Source organism: Acidithiobacillus sp. TH-A36, assembly GCF_057473445.1.
Genome location: NZ_JBYCKP010000523.1, coordinates 1 through 24918, shown reverse-complemented (window position 1 = coordinate 24918; position 24918 = coordinate 1). Strand labels below are relative to the sequence as shown.

Genomic DNA, 24918 nt, shown 5'->3' with positions numbered 1-24918 from the left:
TCAAGCGCCTGCGTATGCAACCACGATGCGTTTTTCTGCGGCATTCAGACGAATATCCGCCAGTTTCCCGGCTTGGTCGCCCACGATCTGCAAGGCATTGAATACGGTATGCGCACCATGCAACGTGACGACAATAGGGGACGTGGGTTGTGGTCCCCGCACCTGGACCCGATAACCGGACATCAGGGCCAGCTTATGTACCAGGGGCACCAAGGGACCGTTCCATGGGAAATCCACGGTTTTGGTTAATTCGGGGGGCAACAAGGTCGGCGTTTGCACGATGGGCGGATGTACGGCCGCCCGTTCTTCATCGAGCACGGTCCATGCGCGGGCAATCTGATGTGCAGAGCGATCCAGCGCCCCTTGTATGGGCCGCACGGGTGGAGCAGGGGGGTTAGGCGGGGGGACGTGGGCACATCCGGTCAGAACGGATGCCGTAACGATCACTCCTGCCAAACGGTTTTTGCTGCAGCGCATAATGGCTTTCCTTTTCCAGTTTTGGTCTCTTGTTTGGCTTATAACCAAAAAGAACCTTTTTGCTTTGACGACTTTCGGCATTTTTGCGGTCAATAAGGGTTAATCTTCGTCATCCATCCGGACTTCCTGTTCAGGATGAAACAGCGGTTCTGGTATTTCGTCATCATCCTGGGCCGCATGATGGGCATGATATATCTTGATGACGGCCCCATCCTTGCCGCCCATGGCGTTTATCATGTCGGTAAGTACCACATTTATATCGCATTCGCTTTCGCTGCAGATTTCTTCCAGATCCTGTGCGATGTTACCCCGCACTGAAATCAACTTTTCGGCATAGCTACTCATCGGGTCGATTCTCCTGAAACATTGGACAAAAACGAGAGATTGGCACGAAATAACCAAAAAACCTAACTGTCAGACTTTTTCAGCGTTGTGGGAAAACACCCTGTTTCTGAACTTTTTCCTGCTCCCGTGCATTGTTCTTTTCCCATGATTCCCATAGCTGATCCCATATTTTGTGAATCTGTTCATCCTTCAACTGGTTCTGCAAGGCTTCTATAGGTTCCTGCGCAACACAGGCGATGGCCCTGCGACGCCATCCCGCCAAGCGATCCTGCCACGGCACCGTCCCCTTGGGTTCGCGTGAAATGATTGCGGCCAAGCGCCTTGCAGTAGGTGACGGGGGATTATCATTACTGGGTTCTAAGGCGTTACAAGTGGCACTGATTTTTTTAGACCGTTGCGAAAAGGCATCTACCAGTTCACCGGAAATGCCCGCAATGGCAATGCCGTATGAAGTGCAAGGTTGTGCATCCACGCCCATTCTCCGCAGCCCATCCAGCAGCGTGTCATTGTAGGGGCGGTTCACATTCAGCGATTTGCTATCGAGCGGCAGATAGAGCGTGACCCATTCACCGTCTCCCCGCTGGGTAATTTTGGGGACCAGGCAGTGCGTGTGCAGATTGGGGTCCGGCTCTCCATCCACGGGACGTGAGCAAAAATGGGTGAACTGCGCAGCGATCAGGTTATGGGTCCGCAAATAAACCTGTTCCTTTTCGTTATCTTTTTTGTTGTCCGCATCCTCTTTTTTCCCTTTTCCCCGGCCTTTGCTGCCGCTAATGCGTATCGGGCGAGTGCGACCATCTGTTGCCCTGATGATTTCATTGGCCTTGGCGATGCTCAGTTTTGCCATCGCGTATTCGGACTCAATTTTCTCAAGTGCCTTGCCCACAGCATGGAGGTGTACCCGTATAAGCTCATCTCTTTTTTCTTCTTCAGCCAAAGCCGCAAGGATAGATACCGGTTTGGGTGCTGTGAATGCCAGATCAATGGCTGGCTTGCGAGAGTCTCTCAGATTGCCGGCAAAAGGTGCATCTAAAAGGTGCATCAAGGTTTCGCCATCTACTTCATTGGGCCAGTCTGTCAAAAACTTTTTGGTTTTCCCGGTCCAGATGGCCGGGCCAACCTGATCTATCATCTCGCTGCTGAGATAATATTCCGCCGCACTGCTGGATGTAGCCCATACGTTGGTCGTTAGCATTTTTTTCTCCTGTGATAGAGAGCTTATGTCATCGGTCAAGGCTTTTGCTTTTTATTATCGTCTGAGCAAGACACACGGACCGCCATGTGCAGTGCTCCAATGCGGGTCTGGTCATGGTCAGACGACCCCCAAAAACGATCTCCGAAGATACCCGCAAATGGGCCGCATAACCCCCCCCGAAATGGAGATACCCGAGAAAGTCATAGAGTAGGAAGTACGCGGGAAAACCGGCAGAAGTGGCAGAAACGGTAAACCACATAAACAGGGGTCTTTTACGCGCTGAATCCAGCCCCTGTTCGGGCATCATTTCAGGTCTGGAAACCCATTATAAAAAGGTCAAAATCGTGCTTTAGAAAGGTTGAAATCAGAAGAAAAACGGTTCACAAAGTTAATAAAAAGGTTATCCACAATAACAAATAGGTTTACCGCATCAATAAAAAGGTTTTACCCTGCAAACAAAAGGTTCCCCCGCGTGAATAAAAGGTTTTCCATCCAGTATAAAAAGGTCAGTAAACACAGGAAAAAGGTCGGTGGTGATTGGCATACGCACCATAGCACCTACTGAGATGGACAGATTGGGGCGTAAAAAACCCGGACGAGCCGGGCGGTGGTGTTGTGCGGGAATCCGGGTTACCGGGGTTTGCGTCTCAGGTTCACCGCCAGCAACAGTGCAGCTATACCGATCAGAACCATCCCCAGGGCAAACCCCCATGCGGCAATAAATGCGGCGCTGCTGAGGGTGTCTATTGCATTGCGCAGCACTTCTACCCACGCGGCGAGGATAGGGCGATGAACAGCGGGTACTGCGTGTAATGCTGGGTTTGGGGCCATCATAGGTCCTTGCGCGGGTACTTGTGGCACCCCCCCTTGCGAGGCTGAGGCTTCCCCTGCGCGATAGGCTTTTATCAGCATGTCATGGAGATCCTGAATGGCCTGCGGACTGTCGGGTGCCGGTACGGGTGCTGTAGTGCTGGTATGGGCATTTGCTGCGGCCTGTGGCGCGGTTGTGGGCACGGTATTGGCCAAGGCCAGCGGACTGAGGCAGAGGCTGCTGGCAATCAGCATGAAGCGGGCGATACGAGACATAGCGGTTCTCCTGTGTGGGCGTTGTTAGTGGTTATCCGCAGGCTTTTTAATGGGTCAGCCAGTAATAGAGGTTGGGGCAGGCCATCACCAGGCGTTTGCGGGCACGGGTAATGGCGACGTAGCGCATATGGATATCCTCACAGTCATCAAAGACGAGGTCTCCTGACGCACTTAAATACAGGCGGCGGTCCCCATCATCGCGGTTGGCGTCGAGATCCTTGTCGAGCACGACCAGGTCCCATTCGCGCCCCTTTGCCGCATGTACAGTACTCAGAATGACCTTGGCACCGGCTTCAGTAGGGGTGCTTTTGCGTAAGGCCTCTGCCGCGTCATGGAATCCTGGGTACTGTGACAGACGCACCAGTCTAGCGGCCTCACCACTGGGGTTGATCGTGGCCTCATCTTCCAGATCGCTCCAGTATCGGTAGACGCCGAGCGGTCCAGCTGGTTTGATTTCGCCGCGTTTGAGGGCCATAGCGGAGTAGAGCAGGCTCAACATCTGTTTCTGGCTACCTTGGCCAACAATATGAAAGGGGATACGGGCATCGACACAGACGATAGCGGCCTGTATCAGTGCGGCATTGGTGAAGGCGATCCATGCAAAAGGAGAAGATACCTTGTGCGCTAAGTCATTCGGTGTAATTTCTTTGAAAACCCCCTGGATTTTGGTGGACCCGGTTCCTTTCACGGCGCGGGTTTCCCCAACCAGTTTCAGGAGCTTGGTCGCCATCTCAGCCGTTTCTTCACCGAACCGGAATGATTGCGTCAGATAGCTGGTGACGGAATCGCTACGCTCTGAGGCTTCTGCCAGTGCGTTTTGTGCCCCGCGCCAGGCATAGATGCTCTGGTAGGGGTCTCCTGCCCAGATGTTCAGGCCATCCTTTTGGTCAAAAAGCACGCCAGACAGTGCGGGATTAGTATCCTGTCCCTCGTCGATCAGCCGATAAGGGATACTGAATTGCGGCTTGCTGAGGGCCCATACCTTGAAATACACATCATGGGTAATCGGCACGGATAGGGATTCAAAGGCGCTCCAGAGCCGTTGAGATTCGTGCAATATCATATCCACCGCTTCACTGGAAAACGCTCTGCCATTGGGGATATGTCTGGCCGACAACACAGTATCATTCGTATGGCAGAACTTGGCGATGCTGCGTTTAACGAGTGTGGCAACCTGTACAGCTGGCCACCCAAAGCTATCCTGACTAACGTCTTGTAAATCGAGGGCTTCCACGATCTGGGGTACGGCCAGATCGCCGTTGTGTTCATTCAGGCTGGATTTGACCCATCGACGATAATCTTCCGGCAGGCTTTCCCTGGCCAGCTTGTGACTGGTCATGGCCTTAACCCGTGTCCCGAATTTTTTGATCCGGGGTTGCAGGTCCTGGATAATGGCTGCGTTGAAGGCAACTATCAGGGCTTCGTCATCTAGCTGTTCCGCTGTTTTAAGAAGGATGAATGTTTTGCCGCCACCGGCATAAGCGCGATAGACCGACTGACGCCTGCCGAAGCGTCTGGCAAAGTCTGTGTTGGCCAACGCTTCGTTCTGCTCAAGGGTCAGTGATTTTCCATTGGTGACCTGATCCGACATCATTAGGATTCTTCGGTGGGCTGAATCGGATTTTTCCGATGCTCTTTATAACGGCTAGCGACCTGGATTTCACTTGCAATATCAGGGGCTGCGGCGCTAAACGAATCGTAGGCCTCGGTCACCTTACTTTTGATGCGTGTGTTGAGACCGGGATCGCGGTTGACCACCAGACACTGTTGGTTAGCCGTGGTGTCATAGAGGACCTTGGCAATCTCCAAAAAAGCCTCTTTAAGGCGTGCGGCAGGGGCTCCATGCTCCTTGACGATCATCTTGACCTCACCGCGTTGGTATTTGTCGGCCATGATTCGCGATTCCTCGAGTAGTTTATCGGCGGCGGTCTCTAGCTCAATGAGGGTATCCCGATAGCGGCGGAAAGCCTTGTCCCAGGCATGAGCCAACTCACAGTAATTATCCCATCCTGAGTCTTTAGGCTGGTACTCGCGCACGAGATGGGTGATCGAACTACTCTGCTCGTATTTTGGATCGGTTGTTCTGCGGAGGACCTCGACTTCTTGCTGGTCGAGCTCGTCGGTGGGTAGTGGCCATCCTCTTATTGCCAGTGTTCTCAGGGCTCCCAGCCGTACTTCTTTGTCTGGATTTGTTCTGGCCGTGTTTTGCAAGTCTGCACACACCCTGTCTTCGGCTTCCTTTCGCCACGCGGCATACTCCGGGTCTTTAAGCAATTCTTCCAGAGGTTTACCGCTACTACGTTCCATCCTTTTGAAATATACTGTTCTTTTTGTGTAGTCATCCCAGCCATATCTATCAGAAGGATCAACCTCAGTAAACTTGACGTCGATGTAATCATTTTTCGGCCGCATACGGGGCGGCGTGACCACATCCCTGACGGCGGCAAGGATGGCTTCCTCGCGCTCGTCGTGGTAGTGGCTGATTTTATTGGGATTTTTTTCTGGCTCGTGAACTTGATCTACGATCTGCAGGGGATAGGTGTCCAGTTGACCTTGCTGGATATTGAGGGCGGCCCAGTCGCTGGCGGAGACCATGCGGGCGTCGAGCTCGTTGCCGTCCTTGTCGTATTTTTTTATATACAATTGGGTGCAGCAGCGCACGGCCACGGCCTTGGTGACGCCCCAGCGGGATACGATCTCGTCTGCTACCAGTTCGATGTTTTGGGCGGTTTTGGCGTAGCGATGGATAGACCTTCTATTCAAGTTAAGCTCTTTTGCTAACATCTCATCAGTCCGCGAAAACGATGGTGACTTTTTGTCACCATCGTTTTCTGTCTCGATTTGGTTTTGTTCTAATTCCTTATCTTCATCATCCACATCGGTTGTCATGGCAGCATTCATGTTCCCAAACTGACCACCAACCCGCTTCTTCTCCTGCAGGTACCGCAGTCCAATCATATACTTGCGTTCGCACTCGTTGTAGTGGGAGCGATGCGTCTTGAGGCGGATGGCGGTACTGATAGCTTCCTCGAGCGTTTGGATGTCCTCATTGATGATCCAGGGGATGCTTTTCATAGGGACTTTGAGCTGCTCGGCAATGCGCAAGCGGAGATAGCCATCGACCACAATGTACTCGGTGATCTCGCGCTCATCGGTGGTGATCCTGGTAGTCCGCCAGAGGATGATGGGGACCTGGATGTTGTTGAGGGCGATGTCGTTGCTCATCCGATCATAAGCCATCCGCTCCGGGAGCAGGCTCAATGCCTCAATATCGGGATGCCGCCGAAAGCTCTTGCGGATACTGGTGGGGAGCTCTCCGGGATCCAGTGTCTCCCCTAGGGGTGTTTCGCCTGGTTGGTAGGGTGTGCCGTAGTTGGCCCCGTTCTTGGTGGTGTTTCGGGCGGGCTGCTGAAAGAGGCCGATCATGTCATTTGCCATAGATTTCATCCTGTAAAATGAGTTTTTGGGTGGCTGTTGAAAAAGGTTTTAGTACAAAATAAAAAGAATGTCCAGAAAACAAAAAGGTTAATCTGAATAAATAAAGCATTTTGTGGACATAAAGAAGGTTTTTTCACCTAAGCAGAAAGGTTTGCCATCATGAACAAAAAGGTCTACCATAAATTGGTCACAGATGTTCTGTGTCCGGGTGTGGAAAGCCCGAGATAGGCGGACAGCCGCCAATGGCGGTTTTTTTGTTCGCGCAGGTCTGTCATCTATGACGGGTCTTGCGGGGAGCTTCGGCTCGCCGGTCCTATCCCGGTCTTTCCAACCCGTAAGATTCCGTCACCCGTTTGGAAAGCGGGTCGGAGAACTTCCGATAGGAGAACCTTATGCAGACCATTCCCTCATTTTCCAGATATGCCCAGATTCCTGTACTTCCCTTTGCCGATGGACTGCTTGCCATCAAGGCGGTGCGGTCATGACCAGTCGCTACGGCATCCATGAACGTGGTACCAGCAATAGGGCCTCTGGGTACTGGTCCAGACGCTTTCATTGGGACAAGAGCATTCCCAGCCCGCAGGAAGTCCTGCAGAAAACCAATGTGCAGGCACAAAAGGAATTGGCTGATCTCAAGCCGGGCGATATCGTTACCTATTTCCGTCCGCCTGAGTTTGCGGGTGACATAACTTATTCGGTCGTAGCGGTTTCGCGCAGATACATCGAAGTCAATGCCGAAGATAAAGGTCGGTTACGTTTCATGGGCACGGAAACCCCATCACCAGGGAGATTGGAGACCGACGACTACCGCAGTCTGGATCGTTTGAAAAAGGTTACTGATTTACCTGGCCAGACTGAAAAGGTGATCCCATGAACGCGCATCTTGCTACCTTGCCCGCATATCGTTTTTATCCCGACCCCAAAAACCATCCGTTAACCGATTCGCTGGCCGGTATTCAACCAGGGGACAAAATCGTGGCTGTAGATCCTATGAAGAAGCAGTACCGCGAATGCTACGTAGAGCATGTGACGCATCGACTGATCGTCACCACGGATACACTGACAGGTGAGTACCATGCCTTTTTTGGCCGGCACACACGCCGTCCCGGTCTGGAGATTCTGGACGCATCACCATCCTGCAACCAGGCGGTTCAACATCACCTGCTGGGGGTCAACCATGGCTAATCCTCTGGGACTCCTACGCCGATCCAATGGGACGCTCATGCGCATCCATGGCATCTACATGCACAACGGCATTAGAATGCTGCATGTAGACGGTGCCTGTGTGGATTTCTGGGCCACTCCCAGGCAACTGCAAAAACGTGGATATGGAATTGTCCGTGCAACACCGATGGTTTGGGATGTTTGGAAAAATGCCATCATGGCCAGTTGTGCATAAACGTCTATTTAGACATCAGCGGCCAAGGCCCAGGCAAGACCACCAGGGATACAAATGATGATGGTTATGGAGTCTGAGCATGGATGATTTTGATCGGCAGTTATTACTGGACCTGCAGAGATCCGTGATGAACTTCGCGCAGTATCTTCGTAAAGACATGGAAACCCGTGGAATGCCCCCGGGGTGCCAGTTTTATGTGCCGATGGGTTTTCCGGGTACAGACACACGGGCCGTCATCGAAAGCGGCCCGGACACGGCGGAGATCAATAGCATACAGGAACTGCAGGTACCGCCGCCCTCCAGTTCATCCATCCCGGATGTACTCAGTACGGCATTGGTGCATCTTCAGGATCATGCGGATGCGCTTCGATCCCGGCACATGATGGAGTCCGGAAACTGGAACGATCCCGAGCAGCACGAAAGATACCGCAGTGTGGTCTCGGTTATTCGGGTCCTGGCTGAGTCTCCTGTCTATTTGGATACCGGCGGCGCATAGCAGATCAAAGCAAAAAGGATTCCGCACGTCATAAGGTGAGCAATACAGCAGATTCAAGACCTGATCAGTGCCTTGCTATTCGCAATAAAAAGGTTTCCTGAGAAAGTAAAAAGGTTCACATGCCCAAAGTCACCAGAAAACAGTGGTACATCGTCATCGCCATTCTGGTGGTTGCCGTTATTGCGGGCCTTTTATGGTGGGCATTGCACCCACGGTCGCAGTCCTATCAGGTGGTTTCTATCAGCGCCCACAGCTTCTTTCTGCCCATAATCGGCGCTGAAGTACGGGGAACACCGGACGCATGGGATTTATACAATGGAGAACACGTCAAATCCCTGGCCAGTCAATCAGGTCATCTCGTCAACGCGCATGGGTATATTGCTGAAGCTTGCGGTGCTCAGAATGGCGCGATCACACATTGGATATGGCGTCCACATCACGGCCATCAAGAGGCCATCATCCATCTGGCACATTGTTCTATGGGGCTGGAGCGCATCGCACACCCCAGTCATCCGCGTTCATAAAACCTTTTTACAACGCGCCAAATCCTTTTCTTTAAACCCTGAAATAGCGTTATAACGCACTAAAAATAAAAAGGTTTTACTGTGCTATAAACGAGCTCAAGGTGTGTCTTTTCGACAACGCCGAGGCGCCTGCAGGTAGACTGCAGGCATAAAAAAATTGGCCGAACCCCACAGAGGGACGGCCAAAGACATAAATTAGATGAGGTTAATTATATGTTAATTCTGAAAAGGATTGCAAATGAATTCGATTGTGCATTTCCCTGTGGCTGGTCGCTATCGGGAGGATGCTGACATGGGCTACGTGATTGAAGATGAAGAACACGACGCTCTGGAACAGTGTCCTCTGGAGGGCTTTCCGTTATACATGAACCTGCGCAAACGCATGGACTTTGCGACGGGCATTGTCGGTAGCAGCAAGCGCCGCATCTCCTGGGGAGAGATCACCCAGTGGATGCACCGGGATTCGGCACGCGGCCGTAAGGCGGTCAGCATCACAGTGTCCAAAGCGCGACGAATCGTAGGGCAGATGGTTGGTGCAGGCCTGCTGGAATACCGCACCGACCGGGAAGCGGATCGCCTGATGTTTTTTCTGCCGCTGGCTCGCTCAGATTACAGTGAAGCCCAGAAGCAAGCCCAGGTACCGGCCTATCACGCCGAGATACAGCAGGCTATCGACGAAACAACAAACTGTGTCTCTATGGATCGCTTCCGGCAGCGTGAGGCCACCACCGGGGCTTTTGTCAGCAGCACACTGGCCGATGCCACGGAGCTGCCGCTGCCTGCTGAAAAATCCGATTCTGCTCCGGAAATGACCTCTTTTTTACCTGAAAATACCCGACAGACCTTCGACAGCCCGGCAGGGGTCAAAGCCGACAGCGAGGCTATGGCTTCAAACCCCGTAAATACCGGCACTCAAGAAACGGTCTCACGGGAAACCCGACAGACTTCCGACAGGGAACCCACAGCGAAAGCCGACAACAATAATCCGTTTACTCCGAACCTTAATCAAAGTAGTACTATACCCACTAACGCGGGCGCGCCTGCGCGCGTTGGGGATTTTTCGGCTGACGCCCCAACAGGCCATCCACCAGCCCCTGCACGAAAGCCTCATCGTCAGGTCGGACAATCCGTCCGCTCTGCCCTGGGTAAAACCGCAACCCCTCCAACTGCTGCAGCGCGGGTCCCGTTTTCGGCGATGGCGAGTCTCAGTCCGGTCTTGGAAACACTCGCCGTGGATGAAGCAACGGGCTTCGCTTTGCAAATTTCAGCAGGGCTACGCAATCGCAATCCGGATTTGATCCATGACCTGCAGAACATCGTGAGCAAGCTTCATGGGGAGGATAGACCATGAAAATGCTGAACGAATTCATAGCCAGACACCATCTGGAGACGCCTGTAGAATCCCTTTCTGCGCTAGAATATCGCAACTGCGAACGCCATGGTCGATACCAGGTCGCTGTACGTCAGAGCGATGGCAGTCTGCGGCCTGTCACGTCGAAATGCCCACGGTGCCAAGTTGAGGAAGCGCAAAGGGCACGTCTGGCATTGACTCCCAAGCGTTACCGTAACGCCCATCTGACCACCAGTACGGCGACCCCTGCACAGGATGTCACGGCCGAAGTCCTGCAGCGGATGCTCCGTGAGTCGGCCACCAATCTCTGGCTCTACGGGCCTGCAGGGACCGGGAAAACGCATCTGGGGCATGCACTCTGCGATGCGCTGGTCGGTCAGGGCAACAAAGCCTCTGTACACAGCCTTCGAGCCGTGCTGAACGAGATCAGAGCCACCTGGAAGCCGGGATCCACACAACGTGCAGAGGATATTATCCGCCAGTTTGCGCAGATCCCCGTGCTGATCCTCGATGAGCTGGACAAGGTTCGTTGGTCAGATAATACCCAGCAACTGGTATTTGCGTTGATTGACATGCGCTATCTCGCGGAATTACCTACGGTCTGTATCAGCAATGCGAGCCCGGAAAGTCTGCGCCCCTCACTGAGCGAACCGGTCTGGGATCGGCTGCAGGAGCGAATGATGACCATGGCGACAGGAAACACCAGTGTGCGTGGTCAGGACATTCGAGAAACTTGCAATAAAGGCTTACAGGTAGCACTATACGAGCGTAACCGAGAAAGCGGAGACGTTACGCATGAAAAATCACTTGCTCCTGTCACAGAAAAGTCCGTACCTGAAACTGTACGATCACGGGCAGATTCGGCACGTTCTGGACGAAATCATCCCGGGATACACACAACGGGAGACCAGTCAAAGCGAAAAGTCACTACTCGCGTTAGCCCAGCAACTGACCGAAAAGTCACCGTATCGCCTGCTGCGGGGGACCTACCAACAGCATTGGGCAACCATCGAAGGATTTCTGATGAAGTCCTTTCCGCACTTCGAAGCGGTGATCGAGATCGTGCGCGATGCGTGGCACCTGGCCTACCACTCGCAAACCTCGCTACAGATCCCGCAACTCTTGTTGTTGGGCGATCCCGGTCTCGGTAAGACCTACTTTGTGGCGAGTCTGGCCCGGTTGTTGAGTACAGAATACCGGTATATTCCCATGTCCACGACCACGGCTGGATTTGTGCTCTCGGGGATGAGCATGAGCTGGAGCGATGCCAGGCCGGGGATTCTTTTCACGCATCTCCTGCAAGGCCAGCAGGGGAATCCCTTGATGCTGCTGGATGAGATAGACAAAACCTCATCGGGTTACACCCATGATGCGCTGGCACCGCTCTACGGACTCCTGGAACGACACACTGCCCGAGAGTTCAGGGATGAATATTTTCCCATCCCGTTCAATACAGCACAGGTTCAATGGATAGCAACCGCCAATACGTTGGATACTATCCCCGAGCCTATCCAGTCAAGAATGCAGGTCATCGCCATCCGACATCCCACGTTGGAGGAACGGATGGGAATAACCCGCATGATTTATGACCAGATTCTGAATGATCATCCTTGGGGTGAAATCTTTGATCCGATCCTCGACAGATCACTTCATCAGGCTATTGCCGAAACCTGCAAAACACCGCGAGAAATTCATAAAACGCTGAAAAGAATCTGCGGATCAACGGCTACGGCCTACCAGGATGACGATCTTGAAGATGATCCTTTTCAGGAGCTTAGACCTACATTGAAAAATCTGCCGGATAGTCGGAAACCGGAGAAAATCTTTGGGTTCAGGGCACCTGAAGTCTCGGGAGAAAGAAAAGTTCATCGATAATGGTTTCACAAACAAAGCAAAAAGGTTCTTATCGAATATAAGGAAATTAAGTAACCGCAATCCATAAGGAATCATTCATGGTCGCCAGCAAGACGACTCCACCACTGATAAAAAAACGTTGGACGCTCAAGCAATTTCGCCAGCGGCATTCTGATCTGCGGCATAGCCCGTTGGATGTGGATGCCTGGCATGCCCTGTATCGCTGGATCTGGCCGATCACCCTGTCGGGCTTTGTGGTCTCTTTTTTCCTGGCTCTCAGCATTGTCTGGCTCATCCTGTTCAGAACGCCGCACACCGTTCCTTTCGTCCAGGAGGAACACGGTATGGTCCAGCCGCTGGTGACCTATAACTTACCCACTCACGGAGCCACCGATGGTCGCTGAAACGCGTGCAAAAAACGCGGCGGATACATCCGTTCCCGCTACCCATCCGAATGAGCAGATTGTGCTGGCCAGAGCCACCTGGAGTAATACGTTCAAGGTGATGGCGTTTGCAGCGGTAGGCGGATGGGTGGTAGCGGCTGTACTGGGTTTTACCGTCTATAAGCTGGCCGAACGTCCGGTTCCCACAAAATATTTCGAGGCCATCCATGGCAAATTGATCCAGGCGGTGCCGACCGATCAGCCCTTGCTGAGCTCCGGAGAGATCTTGACGGGCGCCCAAGAAACCCTGGAGTCCGGATTCAATTTTAATTTTCACGACTATCGAATGCGCATCGAGCATGCGGATAAATGGTTTACGCCAGCCGGATTCAAGGCGTACCGCAATGCCCTTTTTGCTAATGGCAATATGAAAACCCTGGAGCGGAAAAGATTATTCATGTCCATTGCGATTACGGGCGCACCGGTTATTGTCCAGCAGGGCGTTTTGCAGGGTACACACACTTTCGCCTGGAAAGTACAGGTGCCCGTAAAAATCATCTTTGAAGGGAGTGGCTATCAAAACGCCAACAATCACTTGGCGACACTAATTCTGGTCCGTCGGAATAATGTGCAAACCCCGCGCGGTTGGGCGGTGGACTCAATCATCTTCGGGCCCATGCCCCAAAACACCAATTGACGAAAAAATATGGAAGGAAACCACCCTATGCGCAAGTTGACCATAGCCTTGATCCTGGGATCGCTCAGCACCTTATCCACGGTGCCTGCAATAGCGGGTGTGGAGATTCTGACCCCAGAGGGTGCCCAACCAGAAAATATGGCCACGCCAGCGAATTCAGCGGTGCGACCCATTGCTGCTCCGCCTACGCAGGCGCAGCGAACGGTGGATCGGACGCCCTCGACAGAGAATGTGAACAGGCCTACAGCAGCGGCAGGCAACGTCCCCACGAGCACGCCTCCGAACACGCCGGTAAAGCCTGCCCCATTACCGCCCTTACCGGAATCCAAGGCATTTAAGGACACTTTGAAATCCGCCATGCCTTTGTCAGCGGGACAGATTGCGCAGCTGCGGGAAGCCATCAACGCCAATCGTCGCGCGGCAGAAGCGCCACTTTCTCCGGCACAGCCGCGTATAGAGACGATCAATGCCCGGATTGGCGTCGGATCTCCGCCATCGGTAGCGGTGCAAAGTGGCTATGTTTCGACGGTGAATATCGTAGACGCCTATGGCAGGCCCTGGCCGATTGTGCGGTACTCCGTGGGTAATCCCAAAGCATTCACGGTTTCGGTCGCGGGTAACAGTGCGGCCATCTCGGATATGCAACCGTATGCGCAGAGCGACCTCGCACTCTACCTGAAAGGCGAATCGGTCCCCCTGATGGTGGCCTTGTTGCCGGGCACGGAAGGCACTGCGGGCGGAGGAATTGTGGACTATGCCGTGCGTCTGCGCATCAACGCGTCGGAACCGGGGATACCGGCTCCGGCTGGCGGCATGATGGGAGACGCCAATTATACGAACACCCTGCTTAGCATGGTACAGGGTGTGGCTCCGGCCGGGGCCAAAACGCTGCATGTACTGGGCGATCCGTCGCGGGTCACGGCATGGTCGTGGGAAGGCCCGCGCGGGAAGCGCTTACTCCTGCGCGCGCCGGGTACGGTGATCGCCCCCGCATGGATTGCGACGATGCAGGGGCCTGCGGGGATTCAGGCGTGGGTCATGCCAGACGTGAAGGTGGTGACCTTAAGTCATGATGGCCAGATCCGGACGATAGAGCTGCAACGCTACAACTGGGAGGCCAACAACCATGGATGATCATCAGGAACCCCCATTGGATCCTACGAATACGGCACAAACAAGCAGTAACGCTCCGGCCAATTCATTAGAAACGGCAGAAACGGATAGCCAGAACCATTCGGTACCGCAAAGCGACACCGCATCGGTCACCTCCGATTCGGCTAGTGCAACGGACACAACAGATACGGCACAAACGGCCAGCAGTGATCCGGGTAATCATCCGGGGAAAAATCGACGGGGTCTGGCCAGTTATGTCCGCGACACCTGGCATGGTCCGCGCCGGGGTATTTTGATATTGATCGCCATAGGCATCATCGTGCTGATTTTCGGCTTGCTGGACCTGGCCACAGAATCCAGCCATAAAGCACCGGCCCCGAAGGATCAGGCACCGGTTGTGCCGCATCGAGCGGGGATGCCCGGTGGAGCGGTCACGGCACCTTATAAGCGTGCAGCGGAAGAACAGGACGCACGGCAGGCCCAACTCGCAGCCGAACACGGTAAAAGCTATATCCCGCCCATGGGCCAACTGAAGCCGTTGAAGCCGATTACCGTGGCCCCAAAACCGGTAAAGGTACCCGCGTACCATTATCACGCCGCTCCGCTCGTCCGCACAGGTTATGCGGCTTATCCCGATCAATCGGCGATGAACAAGGAAATCCGGACCATTACCAAGGGAATGGTCCCCGTTTCGGCCCTGACGGAAAACAGTTCAGCGAAACTCCCCGGCCTCATCGATTCGGTAACTTCCAAAGCGACCGCTGCTACATCGTCTACGTCTACACGAAATGTGACGAAACCGCAGCCGGTCATTCTGGCGCAGCCCGGCCATATCTCTTTTGCTACGCTCGATACCAGCATCAAAAGTACGGAGCCCGGTCCCGTCATGGCCACCATAGCCACCGGACGTTTTGCCGGAGCCAAACTGTTGGGTGGATTCGTTCGTCATGCGGGCCGAGTAGCCGTCGAGTTCAACGAGATGACCCTGCATCACCAGAGCTATTCGATCCAGGCCGTAGCCATCACGACCGATACGGCGCGTACCGCCTTGTCGACCTACACCAATTACCACGTCCTGTACCGTTATGGATGGCTGATCGGTGCGGGGCTGCTGGAAGGGGTTACCAATGCCCTGGAGGATGCGAATACAACGTCTTATCTGTCCGGTAGTGGTGTGGGTGTGGTGACCCAACAGTTGAGCAATGGACAAATTGCGGCGAGCGCAGTGGGTAATGTCGGTGAAGTTCTGGCACCCATTATGGAAAAACGTTTTGATACGCCACCGACCGTGCATGTCCGGGCCGGAACGGGTGTCGGTATTCTGTTTATGAAGCCGGTTGAGCAGGGATTAGCCAAAGGATAGACAGATCGCATGGGATAAACTCGGGAAATGCTTTGATCGACGATGAAGATCAATATCCAGACTGTCCGGAAACCACAGAAATTGATCCTCAATATCTGCCGGATGAATCGGCGCGGTTGCGTATAGCACGGACGTACCGGGTGGCTTGTGCGGCGCGAAAGGCGGTTTGGAAAGGAACCCCTGATAGCAACAATGTGGTGATGCAGTTCACCCAGGATGTGCTGAAGTACACCAATAGTGCATTAACCAAGCGGGTCCGTGGTCAACCTTATTATGGAGACCAAGCCGAGTTACACCAGGATATGTACATCATCTGCCTGAAGCTGCTGGATCAGGCCAAGATGCTCGAAGAAAAGCCCAACTGCTGCATCGGTACACAGATTTACAATTACAGCATCTGGAGTCTGCATCGACGGGCACAGAAATGGTCAGGAAACCATATAGCGGGTGAAGATAGCGGTGATGCCGAACTCCTGATTATGGAGGACGGACTGGAAAATACGGACCGCGCGTTCTACGAAAAACAGGTCAGCCAAATTATTGCCCATCGGTATGGCACATTTTCTATGATTTGGGTGCGCGGAAGATATCACGGCAACAGTTTTGAACAAATGCGGAAAATTATGGGGCTTAGCGATAAGGAAGCCAATCTGTATGAGCGTCTCATGGCGATCATTCACCGCGACATGCAAGAACTTAACCGGCCGAACGAAAGCAGCAAAAAGTAACTTGTACGAGGGGTTTTTGCGGTAATTATTCAACGAACTCATGAAAAACGAGGGTGCATAAAATGGACTGGCAAGCACAGAAAATGAACATCATCATTGGCGTCGTGGTGGTGGTGATCGCGGGCATGATGGCCTACAAATTCCATCTTATCGGTGGGGATTCAACGGCACCGCACAAAACCGCGCCTGCGGCCTTTGCTGCCCCGGCCAGTGCGCTGCCTGCCGCGCAGAATAAGGCTCCGGCTCCTGCTGCACCGGTTCCTGTGGCGGCGGCAACTCCGCCATCAGCCACGGCGACCCCTGCATCCATCAGTATGGGGAGCCGTGATGATGGACAGGCTGCCCCGCAATCGGTCTCCGAAGGGGAGGTTACCCCCATCATTCCGACGACGAATACCAGCAAAGCCGCGACAAAGGCCATCGCTAGAGATATGACCGCCTTGCACCAGGAAGTCCTGCAGATTCAGGGCGAGGTTCAGGAACTATCGGATGATATGGGCAAGATGCAGGAACGCGACATGGTAGCGGAGCGGCACTTGCAGGAACGTATTCGTCAGGTCAGGGCCGATGCCCACAATCCTTTTGCGGATCAGTCGGTAGCCACCCGCTCAGAGGTCGCGGGATACCATTTGCAATCCATGGGGGAAACCGAAGCCTGGTTGACCAATCCGGATGGCGAAACCGTGATTGCCCGGGCGGGTGAGCATCTGCCCGGGATGACGATCATAGCCGTGACGCCCGATGGCGTTAAAACCAGTGCTGGATGGTTGGGTTTCTAAAAGGAGCAATTAACGAATGATTACCGCCATAACGATGATTGAAAATCTCCGGAATCAGCTTCCGGATGCCCTGATTTTACTGCAGGACTTCTCGTATATCCTGGGGTTTTATTATGTGGGGAATGGTCTCTGGCGCGGTCGCAATTCGATGTACGACGCCCGCATTACCAAAGAGTCGGTGATCTCACAGATTCTACTGGGTGCGGCACTGATCGCCATCCCGTCGCTCGGCTGGCATGTCGAAAACTCGCTGTTTACGGGATCTCATACCAGCTTGCAGCAATTGGCTTATACCGGTCCTGGCGGACAGGGTATGACCACGGCAGTGGAAGCCATCGAATACTTTATCCAGGTCGTAGGCTGGATCGCTATTGTGCGTGGCCTCATGATCCTGCGGGAAGTGGGCAACGGTACTGCTGGACAGGGGGTTAGCGCCAAGAAGGGCGTCATACACATTCTCGGCGGTGGGATGGCCACCGTCTGTGTGGCCACGGCGCAGGCGATTGGCGCCACCTTTGGCTTGGTCTTGCCAGTCTGACATCGCCCAGAATGACGCATAAAAGCCTCTTTCTCTCCCGTATCCCCAATCCATGGAAAGCCAGTGTCCTGACGGGTTTTTTGGGTTTGTTGCTGCTCCTGATGCTCGGGGTAGGGGGTGGTCTCCTGGTCCATGTGGTTTTAGGAATGGCCCCGCCTACGAAAGAGCAGGCCAATAGAACCTACGAAATGGTGGTGGTATCGGTCATGGTTGCGCCCTTTATTTTTTTCTTGGGCTGGATGGCCGCAGACCTGACCAAAATGATGTATCGGTCAATATTGGAAAGTCTCGAACGCAGACGTTACCGGATTAGACACTAAAGGCTAAGGAGAGCAAAACATGCAACGCAACCCTCTGAAAAAACGGCACGCGGTCTGGTGGATAGGGGGCGTGATGATGCTCTCTGCAGGGATTGCCCCTTGGTCGGCAGCACAGGCGCAAAACATCCGGTCTATGACCATGCAGCAGGTCGTGAATAGCCCACAATTTTTGCATCGGTTTGGTCCATTAGCCCCGTTTCAGATTACGGCCATTCCAGGAAACCCGGACGCATCCAAAGCGGCGTTGGTGACCGCCATTAATGAGGTGGGATATGCGGGGCTTCCTGCGGCGCAAAAGGACTTTAAAAAGCTGCTGTATCATTTGGGTATCCCCCAGGCCGTGCTGCGCGGTAACAGCTTTCGTCTGAAACAGACGGCGCGGCATCAAAGTAGCGGAACCGCGTCCCGTCCGGTGTTGGTTTTCCCCGTGGTCCTGCAGGAATCTGCCCATCCATATACGGGATCATGGGTCAATAAAGGGGCCTATACCCTGCGCCTCAGCTATGTGGAACGGCCTGCAAAAAAACCTTTCGGGCCGACTCCGGCATTGTCAAAAATAACACTGGTCCGGCAATAAAATGCTGGCTCTGACCATCCACCCTATGCACAAGCCCAGAAAGATGTACCAGCGGTATTAATCAACTCACGGATCAATAGGAGGCGTACAGAATGGATAATACAGAAGTTACGGAACCCGCATCAGAAATATCCTATCAGCAGATTTATAACCCGCCGCTGTTTGTACCACGGATGTTTCCAGGAATAGACCGGCGACCGTGCGCGGTGTCTTACACCATGCTGCGCATGAATAAGGAGAGTTTTCATATTTCGCATATAGCGATAGTGGTAATACAGACAGATAAGTTACCAAGCACCTTTTACCCCAATGCCGATGAGGGCCGCGATGTGCTGGTCAATGCCATCCTGAAAGAAGCTGTACCCGGAGTACGGTTGGAATTCGTTCACATGATTTTCGTATCAGAAACCAATAACGGCATTAGTATTGCGGATGAATTTTCTATTCTATTTACCCCTGAAGCCATCATGGAATCCAGTATTCCGCACACTACCAGCAGAGAGCCGGCTAATGAGGGGTTTATGGAAATGGTTATGCCCTCTGGCAGGACGGTATCATGGAGATCCTATGATGCGGTGGCGGGTGCTATCGATGTCTATACGGACTACGAACGGGGAAGACGCCCGCTATCCCCCACTGAGATTGAAAACCTATACAACGCCATAGGCCTGCCATTTCCTGGCATGGCATGAGCCATTAAACGGGAGAACACATCATGGAACATCACGTTATTTATTCATGTAGCCGCACAGGCATGGGTATCGCGAGTATTTTGCCGTTACTCAAGGACAGTTATTCCGCGCGTATTGGCGTTGTAGACATCAGCGAATCGGGAAGCGGTTTAAAGGAGATGGGTGATGATGCCGTTGACTCTCAGGAAAAGGAGCATCCAGACGGTCACTGACCGCGCCGGGGAATGGTCATGAAATCGCTTTCAAAAATTTTGTCTGATAGCTTCAGCGTGATACCGACTGGCTGGACAGAAACGACCTGGGCGCGACTGGCCGGATGGCCGGTGGCGGCGTTGCTTGCCTGGAATGCCTGGCGGATGTTGCCGCCCGGCCTCAACCACATGCTGACCCTGTCGTCATGGTCAACCGTTATGGAACCAGCGGTCCTCCCGTTTGGGTGCTCGGCGCTGTTCCTGATGGTTGTCGGCGGTGGATATGGTCTACCGGACACGAGGCTGGGGCCGGACTGGAGCAGTTCCACCACAGCGTATCTCCTGTTCCCTTTCATCGCCGTCGCGCTGCTCCGATGGACGAACCTGCATGGCTGGAGTGTTCCGGTGATGGCCCTCAGTCCATTGCTGGTATTGGAGATCCTCTTTGCACTGATGGATCGTGCTCTCCAGGCCCTATACCGGCGATACCCGGCATCAACGCCGCCCAGGATCCATCCGTACCAAAAATGGGGGATAACGAGCGGAGACCTTGGTATGGGGATCGTCCGCGAACTATCCTGGCACAGCGTGTTGACCAGCCGCGATCCGGTTTTGTTGCGGAAGGCGGCGCAGGAGGCCAGAAACTGTGGCGCAGCAGAAATGGCCGACATTCTGGAGCGTCGCGCGGCCCCATACGACAAAGCCCGACTTGCTGCCGGTGAGCAGGTTCCAGAATGATGTTGCTCCACGACATGACGCTTCCCGAGGCGATCCAGACGGCGACTGTGGCTTATCGGGTGCCCGTCAGACGCATTCTGAATGTGCTGGAGACGGTTTCTAAAAAACCCTCTGGGGTCGGTCCCATGGGGATTCCTGCAGCATGGTTTCCGGTGCTGAAAAAGGCAGGTTTCCCGCTCTGGAAGATCGAGAGCATGCCCCAGTGGAACATTGCTGCAGGGGCCTGGGTACTCGCGCAGGAGGGACAGGCGAATCCGTCACAACCGACCATAACGCCACAGGTAACGGGGCTTGTTGCCGCCTGGCAGGAACATCCCGTCAAAAACATCGCCCATCTGCTGGATGTTGCCGCACAGCGCACGGGCGTGCCATCAAGATTGCTGGCAGCGGTCATGCTGCAGGAAAGTGATGGCGACCCACAAGCACGCTCAAACAAGGGGGCCATGGGGCTCATGCAGTTAATACCGGCCACAGCGGCGCGTTATGGCGTAACCAATCCCTGGAATCCTGCTCAGAACATTATGGGCGGGGCGGAGTATCTGGCGCATCTGCTGCGGGAGTTTCATGACAACCCTGTTTTGACTCTTGCCGCCTACAACGCGGGCGCTCAGGCCGTGCTGACCTATCGTGGGGTCCCCCCTTATCAGCAGACGCAGGCGTATGTTCCTGCGGTGCTCAGTAAATATTACCGTCTGGAGAGAAGCCATGAGAAAGCCGAAAGCTAAATCCGTCATGAACCCTGAAAAAGCGGGAAATCGTCGTCGTTGTCAGATGCGTATGGGGATAGCCTTTGTCACAGGCGTTCTCGTATCTACGTCGATGGCGTCCTGGGCATCCTTTCAATATGTCGGTCGCCCGCTAGAGACTGAATCTGCGGGTAGTGCGGGCAGTTCTGTCTATCTGCCTGGCCCTGGTGCCGCGCCACAAAAGCCGTATCTGCAGGGCTATGACAAAGCATTTACCCATGCTCCGGCGTTGATTGAGAAAGGGGCGGGCATCGCCTGGTCCTGTCATGGCGATGGGCAGGGATCCTTGAACAAGGTCTTGTATCGGTTATTACCTCCCGGTTGGAGCCTCTATGCCAAGCCCGGAACCTTGTTGGACATCCCGACTTGGTACGCCTGTCATGGCCGTCCATGGACCGCGCCTCTGCAGCAGGTTCTGCATCGAGAGGGCTACACAGGAACGCTCTGGTGGGGGTACAACGTCCTGAGCATTGCGCCGCGACCGATCAAGGCATTGCCCGCTGTAGTGGGTGTAAAGCCAGCAAAGCCTGTTATACAGCCAGGTGGTCCTCTGTTACCTGCAGGGAAACCCGTTGATACGGCGGTTTCTGATATCCAGACAACGTATCCGCTTACGGCTGTTGAAAAACCGGAAGATAAGGGGCGTCCCATGCCGTTGCCCTTTTATCCTGCGGTGAAAACAACGCCGCTAAAAACCGTGCAATCCGTCCCTGATCCCGTGGCCGTCTGTCACAACCATGGCGTGCGTGTGAAGGATGTACATCCTGCCGTGGAAACGCCCCTGACCATCGGACCCAACGGCAAAATCATTCGGGCTGGATGGGATCAGCGGGTGATCAACTTCCAGAAAGCGGTGCGCGAAGGCTGGAAACTTAGCCTGTCCAGACACCCTACGGCCAAAGAGATCCAGTTGGCTCGTATCTGGATGGAAAACGGCGGCACATTGTATTACCCGCTTCCCGGAGGAAAAGCCTGATACAGACTAGGGCATTCATCCTCTTTTTAACCGCGTAACATAAGGAGTGTATTTTGAAAACCAATCGTAAAATTATCGCGTTGTGTGTGTTGGCCCTTTTACCAGCATCTGCATGGGCAGCCACCTCGTCCACCAATACGGATGTCCACACATGGAAAGCGCCTGTGGTCGAGACCCTGCATTATGTCATCACCCAGGATGGACAGGTCTTTGCGAAGCACAACATGGCGATCAGCTTGAAGAAGGGCGGGCAGTCTTCTTCCTTTTCGGAGAGTAACCACAGCGGATATCTGCTGAAGGTGTCCCCTGCCGGTACCGACACCTTTCTCGTGAAATTGACGATTACCGAGCCGAAATCTTCCTCCATGATTGTTCTGACGCCAGGTAAGCCGACCAAGAAACCGAAGCTGGAGACCTCTGTGGCCACGCGCACAATTGCCTGGAGACAGCCGACGGTGCATCTGGAAAACCGGATAGGCGATACGATGTATCACACGACCATCACCCTTTCCTGAAATCCGCCGCGTAGGATTCGGCGACCGCTCTACCGTTAAAAAGGAGAAACGATGAAAACCGCACAATACATAACAGGGGGATTGGCCCTGGTTCTGGCTCTGGGGCTGGCGGGATGTTCCAGTGCGCCCAGTGGTCCGAGCAAAACGGATGTGATGAAAGGCATGGCGCAGCGAAACGCCCTGGAGAGAGGCGACTGGAAAGGGGATTACACAAGTGCCAAGAAGTTCTGGCTCGGCAGAATAGAACCGCATGTGCATCACGTGAAATGCCAGAAAACGGGCATTGTGCGCTGGACCTGTGATTTCCATGGACCTATGGGAGAAGTTCAGATTCAGTTACGTCATACCGGCGGTCACTGGAACTACATCCCCCACACGGCTCATTCCATTGGTGCCGCGATTAGTCATCATGACGACTGAAGAAGCGGATTAAGATACGCACTGAATGAAGGCACTGCATAAATGTGGTGCCTTTTTTGTGTTAGCGTTGACACGCACCCGGTAACGGTTCAACATATTGATATGTTGTGATTTGATACCTATCAGGGGGCAACCATGCTGAATGCGCAATTCATACTTGGCATCAACGAGGAAATTACCGTCGATCTGTTTGCTGGCGGTGGCGGCATGTCCACGGCAATTGAACAGGCTATCGGTCGTTATGTGGACGTGGCGGTAAACCACAATGCAGAGGCCATATCCATGCACCAGGTCAATCATCCCCAGACCGCGCATCACATCGGTGATGTTTTTGAAGTGGATCCGCACGAAGCCAGTGATGGTCGAACCGTAGGACTTTTGCATTTAAGCCCTGACTGTACGCACCATTCTCAGGCGTCAGGCGGTCAACCACGAGATCGCAAAACAAGAGCCCTTTCTTGGGTCGGCAAGCGATGGGCTGGTCAGGTCATGCCGCGCGTCATTACGCTGGAAAACGTCAAACAGATCCTTCAGTGGGGGCCACTGGTGGCCAAGCGGGACAAGGCCACAGGTCGTGTACTGAAACTGGATGGGACAGTGGCTGAACCGGGTGAAGTGGTCCCGATCCGTCAGCAATATTTGGTGCCGGACAAGAAACGGATTGGTCGGACCTGGCAGGCTTTTGTGTCTCAGCTTCGCGCCATGGGCTATGCGGTAGAGTGGAGAATACTTTGTGCGGCCGACTTCGGCGCACCGACAACGCGAGAACGCCTGTTTATGGTGGCGCGCTGTGATGGTGAGTCGATTCGCTGGCCGGAGCCTACCCATACCAAGGTGAAAACGAAGGGCAAAAAACGCTGGCGAGCTGCAGCCGAATGTATCGACTGGTCGGTTCCGTGCCCATCTATCTTTGATCGGGAAAAGCCTCTAGCCGAGGCGACCTTGAGGCGGATTGCGCGGGGTCTCAAAAAATACGTTCTGGAAAGCGCAAACCCGTTTATTGTACCGATTGCCCATTATAACGGACAAGATACTTGCAATTCGTCCCAGGAGCCGTTGCGCACCATAACGGCCTATCCGAAAGGGGGAGCATTTGCCATTTCTTCGCCCGTGTTGGCCAAGCTACGCGGTGATAGTGTAGGTCATCCCATGGATGCGCCCATGCCGACGATCACTTCTGGTGGAAACGCCAAGCGTCCAGCGGGTGCGCCTCATGCCTTGGGTGTTATCAGCCCGATCATGGTTCAAACCGGATACGGAGAAAGGGCAGGGCAAGCACCACGTTCATTGGATATTGAAGCCCCTCTGGGGACTGTCGTGGCAGGTGGTGTCAAACATGCGGTGGTGAGTGCATACCTGGCACATCTGCGCGGTCATTGCGATGCGCGGGATGTGGAAGATCCTTTGATGACCATTAGCGCCGGTGGCCAACATCATGGCGTTATTAGTGCCTTTCTCTCTCGGCAGTTCGGGGCCAGTGTAGGCCATGGTGCCGATGATCCGTTGGGTACGATTACGGCAGGCGGTGGCGGTAAAAGTGCATGGATAGAATGTGCCTTGTCTCCAGACGAGGAAGCCGGGGCGCTGCGGGTAGCGGCTTTTCTGATTCGTTATTATGGCGAGGGTGGCCAGTTGGGAGACTTGCATGATCCGATGGCGACGATCACCACGAAAGATCGGTTAGCCTTGGTTACGGTGCAGGTCGAAGGCTCCCCGTATGTCATTGTGGATATAGGCCTGCGCATGCTGCATCCGCGTGAGCTATATCGCGCCCAGGGCTTTCCAGATAATTACATCATCGACCACGGACATGACGGACGGAAGTTTTCAAAATCCGCCCAGGTGCGTATGTGTGGAAACAGCGTGTCTCCGCCGCCCGCTGTGGCATTCAAATAAAGACGGTAACAACGAAATAAAGTTGGTAACTTACAAATAAAGATGGTAACTTTTTCCGCATCATCACCTCACTGTTTTGAA

At 53.9% G+C, this 24918-nt stretch carries 30 protein-coding genes and 1 pseudogene; 25 read left to right on the top strand and 6 right to left on the bottom strand.

The genetic code is table 11. From position 1 onward, the window contains the following. The 6 genes from AC2VLY_RS13280 to AC2VLY_RS13255 all read right to left on the bottom strand — a co-directional run bounded on the left by AC2VLY_RS13280 (position 1) and on the right by AC2VLY_RS13255 (position 6541). Positions 1–477: a DotD/TraH family lipoprotein gene (locus AC2VLY_RS13280; RefSeq protein WP_486893390.1), complete on the bottom strand. Its 477-nt coding sequence runs from the start codon at positions 475–477 to the stop codon at positions 1–3. 99 nt (positions 478–576) lie between these two features. Next, a complete protein-coding gene (locus tag AC2VLY_RS13275; protein WP_486893389.1) occupies positions 577–822 on the bottom strand; it encodes a hypothetical protein in 246 nt (81 codons plus the stop codon). Between the two features lie 79 nt (positions 823–901). After that, on the bottom strand, positions 902–2017 hold the full coding sequence (locus tag AC2VLY_RS13270; protein ID WP_486893387.1) for a relaxase domain-containing protein: 1116 nt from the start codon (positions 2015–2017) through the stop codon (positions 902–904). 630 nt (positions 2018–2647) lie between these two features. Then, entirely contained in the window at positions 2648–3103 is a 456-nt protein-coding gene (locus AC2VLY_RS13265; RefSeq protein ID WP_486893386.1) for a hypothetical protein, read from the bottom strand. Between the two features lie 46 nt (positions 3104–3149). Further along, positions 3150–4697, bottom strand: a complete 1548-nt coding sequence (locus AC2VLY_RS13260; protein ID WP_486893385.1) for a UvrD-helicase domain-containing protein — start codon at positions 4695–4697, stop codon at positions 3150–3152. Further along, complete coding sequence (locus AC2VLY_RS13255) at positions 4697–6541, bottom strand: ParB N-terminal domain-containing protein (protein WP_486893383.1); 1845 nt, start codon at positions 6539–6541, stop codon at positions 4697–4699. Before AC2VLY_RS13255 ends, AC2VLY_RS13260 begins: the two co-directional genes overlap by 1 nt. Before the next feature lie 481 nt (positions 6542–7022). On the opposite strand from AC2VLY_RS13255, the gene AC2VLY_RS13250 reads away from it, so the two are divergent. The 25 genes and pseudogenes from AC2VLY_RS13250 (at position 7023) to AC2VLY_RS13130 (ending at position 24837) form a co-directional block, all read left to right on the top strand. Continuing rightward, on the top strand, positions 7023–7415 hold the full coding sequence (locus AC2VLY_RS13250) for a hypothetical protein (protein ID WP_486893382.1): 393 nt from the start codon (positions 7023–7025) through the stop codon (positions 7413–7415). Next, a complete protein-coding gene (locus tag AC2VLY_RS13245) occupies positions 7412–7726 on the top strand; it encodes a hypothetical protein (RefSeq protein WP_486893381.1) in 315 nt (104 codons plus the stop codon). The genes AC2VLY_RS13250 and AC2VLY_RS13245 overlap by 4 nt, the downstream gene beginning before the upstream one ends. Then, a complete protein-coding gene (locus tag AC2VLY_RS13240; RefSeq protein WP_486893380.1) occupies positions 7719–7940 on the top strand; it encodes a hypothetical protein in 222 nt (73 codons plus the stop codon). Before AC2VLY_RS13245 ends, AC2VLY_RS13240 begins: the two co-directional genes overlap by 8 nt. 79 nt (positions 7941–8019) lie before the next feature. Beyond that, the gene (locus AC2VLY_RS13235; protein WP_486893379.1) at positions 8020–8436 is read left to right on the top strand and encodes a hypothetical protein; all 417 of its coding nucleotides are present in this window, start codon (positions 8020–8022) and stop codon (positions 8434–8436) included. Between the two features lie 119 nt (positions 8437–8555). Continuing rightward, positions 8556–8960 (top strand): hypothetical protein, encoded by a 405-nt coding sequence (locus AC2VLY_RS13230; protein ID WP_486893378.1) that lies wholly within the window; start codon positions 8556–8558, stop codon positions 8958–8960. 238 nt (positions 8961–9198) lie between these two features. Further along, positions 9199–10311: a hypothetical protein gene (locus tag AC2VLY_RS13225; protein WP_486893376.1), complete on the top strand. Its 1113-nt coding sequence runs from the start codon at positions 9199–9201 to the stop codon at positions 10309–10311. After that, positions 10308–11018, top strand: a pseudogene (locus tag AC2VLY_RS13220) (ATP-binding protein); the annotation flags it as partial. The gene AC2VLY_RS13225 and the pseudogene AC2VLY_RS13220, both read left to right, overlap by 4 nt. An 88-nt stretch (positions 11019–11106) precedes the next feature. Beyond that, positions 11107–12186, top strand: coding sequence for an AAA family ATPase (locus AC2VLY_RS13215; protein WP_486893374.1), 1080 nt, complete (start codon positions 11107–11109; stop codon positions 12184–12186). 77 nt (positions 12187–12263) lie between these two features. Then, positions 12264–12569 (top strand): hypothetical protein, encoded by a 306-nt coding sequence (locus AC2VLY_RS13210; RefSeq protein ID WP_486893373.1) that lies wholly within the window; start codon positions 12264–12266, stop codon positions 12567–12569. Further along, positions 12559–13245 carry a DotI/IcmL family type IV secretion protein gene (locus AC2VLY_RS13205; RefSeq protein WP_486893372.1) on the top strand — a complete coding sequence of 229 codons (687 nt, stop codon included), beginning with the start codon at positions 12559–12561 and terminating at the stop codon, positions 13243–13245. Before AC2VLY_RS13210 ends, AC2VLY_RS13205 begins: the two co-directional genes overlap by 11 nt. A gap of 27 nt (positions 13246–13272) precedes the next feature. Further along, entirely contained in the window at positions 13273–14379 is a 1107-nt protein-coding gene (locus AC2VLY_RS13200) for a DotH/IcmK family type IV secretion protein (RefSeq protein WP_486893371.1), read from the top strand. Continuing rightward, on the top strand, positions 14372–15721 hold the full coding sequence (locus tag AC2VLY_RS13195; RefSeq protein ID WP_486893370.1) for a DotG/IcmE/VirB10 family type IV secretion system protein: 1350 nt from the start codon (positions 14372–14374) through the stop codon (positions 15719–15721). The genes AC2VLY_RS13200 and AC2VLY_RS13195 overlap by 8 nt, the downstream gene beginning before the upstream one ends. Positions 15722–15753: 32 nt before the next feature. Next, complete coding sequence (locus tag AC2VLY_RS13190) at positions 15754–16449, top strand: hypothetical protein (protein ID WP_486893369.1); 696 nt, start codon at positions 15754–15756, stop codon at positions 16447–16449. Positions 16450–16511: 62 nt separating this feature from the next. Further along, positions 16512–17228, top strand: a complete 717-nt coding sequence (locus AC2VLY_RS13185; protein WP_486893368.1) for a hypothetical protein — start codon at positions 16512–16514, stop codon at positions 17226–17228. A gap of 16 nt (positions 17229–17244) precedes the next feature. Beyond that, a complete protein-coding gene (locus tag AC2VLY_RS13180) occupies positions 17245–17766 on the top strand; it encodes a hypothetical protein (protein WP_486893367.1) in 522 nt (173 codons plus the stop codon). An 11-nt stretch (positions 17767–17777) separates the two neighbouring features. Next, positions 17778–18086, top strand: coding sequence for a hypothetical protein (locus AC2VLY_RS13175; protein WP_486893366.1), 309 nt, complete (start codon positions 17778–17780; stop codon positions 18084–18086). A 19-nt stretch (positions 18087–18105) separates the two neighbouring features. Then, positions 18106–18663, top strand: coding sequence for a hypothetical protein (locus tag AC2VLY_RS13170; RefSeq protein WP_486893365.1), 558 nt, complete (start codon positions 18106–18108; stop codon positions 18661–18663). A 92-nt stretch (positions 18664–18755) separates the two neighbouring features. After that, positions 18756–19355, top strand: a complete 600-nt coding sequence (locus AC2VLY_RS13165; RefSeq protein ID WP_486893363.1) for a hypothetical protein — start codon at positions 18756–18758, stop codon at positions 19353–19355. Between the two features lie 23 nt (positions 19356–19378). After that, a complete protein-coding gene (locus AC2VLY_RS13160) occupies positions 19379–19567 on the top strand; it encodes a hypothetical protein (RefSeq protein ID WP_486893362.1) in 189 nt (62 codons plus the stop codon). A gap of 18 nt (positions 19568–19585) precedes the next feature. Continuing rightward, entirely contained in the window at positions 19586–20284 is a 699-nt protein-coding gene (locus tag AC2VLY_RS13155; protein ID WP_486893361.1) for a hypothetical protein, read from the top strand. Continuing rightward, complete coding sequence (locus AC2VLY_RS13150; RefSeq protein WP_486893360.1) at positions 20281–21009, top strand: lytic transglycosylase domain-containing protein; 729 nt, start codon at positions 20281–20283, stop codon at positions 21007–21009. Before AC2VLY_RS13155 ends, AC2VLY_RS13150 begins: the two co-directional genes overlap by 4 nt. Continuing rightward, positions 20990–22006: a hypothetical protein gene (locus AC2VLY_RS13145; RefSeq protein ID WP_486893358.1), complete on the top strand. Its 1017-nt coding sequence runs from the start codon at positions 20990–20992 to the stop codon at positions 22004–22006. Before AC2VLY_RS13150 ends, AC2VLY_RS13145 begins: the two co-directional genes overlap by 20 nt. A gap of 53 nt (positions 22007–22059) precedes the next feature. Continuing rightward, a complete protein-coding gene (locus AC2VLY_RS13140) occupies positions 22060–22521 on the top strand; it encodes a hypothetical protein (protein WP_486893357.1) in 462 nt (153 codons plus the stop codon). 51 nt (positions 22522–22572) lie between these two features. Then, the gene (locus tag AC2VLY_RS13135) at positions 22573–22941 is read left to right on the top strand and encodes a hypothetical protein (RefSeq protein ID WP_486893356.1); all 369 of its coding nucleotides are present in this window, start codon (positions 22573–22575) and stop codon (positions 22939–22941) included. Between the two features lie 135 nt (positions 22942–23076). Further along, positions 23077–24837 (top strand): DNA cytosine methyltransferase, encoded by a 1761-nt coding sequence (locus AC2VLY_RS13130; RefSeq protein ID WP_486922432.1) that lies wholly within the window; start codon positions 23077–23079, stop codon positions 24835–24837. Positions 24838–24918 lie beyond the last annotated feature (81 nt).

What these genes read in the sequence shown, in the direction of transcription:
- AC2VLY_RS13245 (WP_486893381.1), top strand. Translation starts at nt 7,412, where the DNA reads ATGAACGCGCATCTTGCTACCTTGCCCGCATATCGTTTTTATCCCGAC.
- AC2VLY_RS13200 (WP_486893371.1), top strand. Translation starts at nt 13,273, where the DNA reads ATGCGCAAGTTGACCATAGCCTTGATCCTGGGATCGCTCAGCACCTTA.
- AC2VLY_RS13145 (WP_486893358.1), top strand. Translation starts at nt 20,990, where the DNA reads ATGAGAAAGCCGAAAGCTAAATCCGTCATGAACCCTGAAAAAGCGGGA.
- AC2VLY_RS13270 (WP_486893387.1), bottom strand. Translation starts at nt 2,017, where the DNA reads ATGCTAACGACCAACGTATGGGCTACATCCAGCAGTGCGGCGGAATAT.
- AC2VLY_RS13205 (WP_486893372.1), top strand. Translation starts at nt 12,559, where the DNA reads ATGGTCGCTGAAACGCGTGCAAAAAACGCGGCGGATACATCCGTTCCC.
- AC2VLY_RS13240 (WP_486893380.1), top strand. Translation starts at nt 7,719, where the DNA reads ATGGCTAATCCTCTGGGACTCCTACGCCGATCCAATGGGACGCTCATG.
- AC2VLY_RS13165 (WP_486893363.1), top strand. Translation starts at nt 18,756, where the DNA reads ATGGATAATACAGAAGTTACGGAACCCGCATCAGAAATATCCTATCAG.
- AC2VLY_RS13235 (WP_486893379.1), top strand. Translation starts at nt 8,020, where the DNA reads ATGGATGATTTTGATCGGCAGTTATTACTGGACCTGCAGAGATCCGTG.
- AC2VLY_RS13180 (WP_486893367.1), top strand. Translation starts at nt 17,245, where the DNA reads ATGATTACCGCCATAACGATGATTGAAAATCTCCGGAATCAGCTTCCG.
- AC2VLY_RS13175 (WP_486893366.1), top strand. Translation starts at nt 17,778, where the DNA reads ATGACGCATAAAAGCCTCTTTCTCTCCCGTATCCCCAATCCATGGAAA.
- AC2VLY_RS13135 (WP_486893356.1), top strand. Translation starts at nt 22,573, where the DNA reads ATGAAAACCGCACAATACATAACAGGGGGATTGGCCCTGGTTCTGGCT.
- AC2VLY_RS13210 (WP_486893373.1), top strand. Translation starts at nt 12,264, where the DNA reads ATGGTCGCCAGCAAGACGACTCCACCACTGATAAAAAAACGTTGGACG.
- AC2VLY_RS13255 (WP_486893383.1), bottom strand. Translation starts at nt 6,541, where the DNA reads ATGGCAAATGACATGATCGGCCTCTTTCAGCAGCCCGCCCGAAACACC.
- AC2VLY_RS13260 (WP_486893385.1), bottom strand. Translation starts at nt 4,697, where the DNA reads ATGATGTCGGATCAGGTCACCAATGGAAAATCACTGACCCTTGAGCAG.
- AC2VLY_RS13150 (WP_486893360.1), top strand. Translation starts at nt 20,281, where the DNA reads ATGATGTTGCTCCACGACATGACGCTTCCCGAGGCGATCCAGACGGCG.
- AC2VLY_RS13280 (WP_486893390.1), bottom strand. Translation starts at nt 477, where the DNA reads ATGCGCTGCAGCAAAAACCGTTTGGCAGGAGTGATCGTTACGGCATCC.
- AC2VLY_RS13230 (WP_486893378.1), top strand. Translation starts at nt 8,556, where the DNA reads ATGCCCAAAGTCACCAGAAAACAGTGGTACATCGTCATCGCCATTCTG.
- AC2VLY_RS13195 (WP_486893370.1), top strand. Translation starts at nt 14,372, where the DNA reads ATGGATGATCATCAGGAACCCCCATTGGATCCTACGAATACGGCACAA.
- AC2VLY_RS13215 (WP_486893374.1), top strand. Translation starts at nt 11,107, where the DNA reads ATGAAAAATCACTTGCTCCTGTCACAGAAAAGTCCGTACCTGAAACTG.
- AC2VLY_RS13130 (WP_486922432.1), top strand. Translation starts at nt 23,077, where the DNA reads ATGCTGAATGCGCAATTCATACTTGGCATCAACGAGGAAATTACCGTC.
- AC2VLY_RS13275 (WP_486893389.1), bottom strand. Translation starts at nt 822, where the DNA reads ATGAGTAGCTATGCCGAAAAGTTGATTTCAGTGCGGGGTAACATCGCA.
- AC2VLY_RS13250 (WP_486893382.1), top strand. Translation starts at nt 7,023, where the DNA reads ATGACCAGTCGCTACGGCATCCATGAACGTGGTACCAGCAATAGGGCC.
- AC2VLY_RS13160 (WP_486893362.1), top strand. Translation starts at nt 19,379, where the DNA reads ATGGAACATCACGTTATTTATTCATGTAGCCGCACAGGCATGGGTATC.
- AC2VLY_RS13225 (WP_486893376.1), top strand. Translation starts at nt 9,199, where the DNA reads ATGAATTCGATTGTGCATTTCCCTGTGGCTGGTCGCTATCGGGAGGAT.
- AC2VLY_RS13170 (WP_486893365.1), top strand. Translation starts at nt 18,106, where the DNA reads ATGCAACGCAACCCTCTGAAAAAACGGCACGCGGTCTGGTGGATAGGG.
- AC2VLY_RS13265 (WP_486893386.1), bottom strand. Translation starts at nt 3,103, where the DNA reads ATGTCTCGTATCGCCCGCTTCATGCTGATTGCCAGCAGCCTCTGCCTC.
- AC2VLY_RS13155 (WP_486893361.1), top strand. Translation starts at nt 19,586, where the DNA reads ATGAAATCGCTTTCAAAAATTTTGTCTGATAGCTTCAGCGTGATACCG.
- AC2VLY_RS13185 (WP_486893368.1), top strand. Translation starts at nt 16,512, where the DNA reads ATGGACTGGCAAGCACAGAAAATGAACATCATCATTGGCGTCGTGGTG.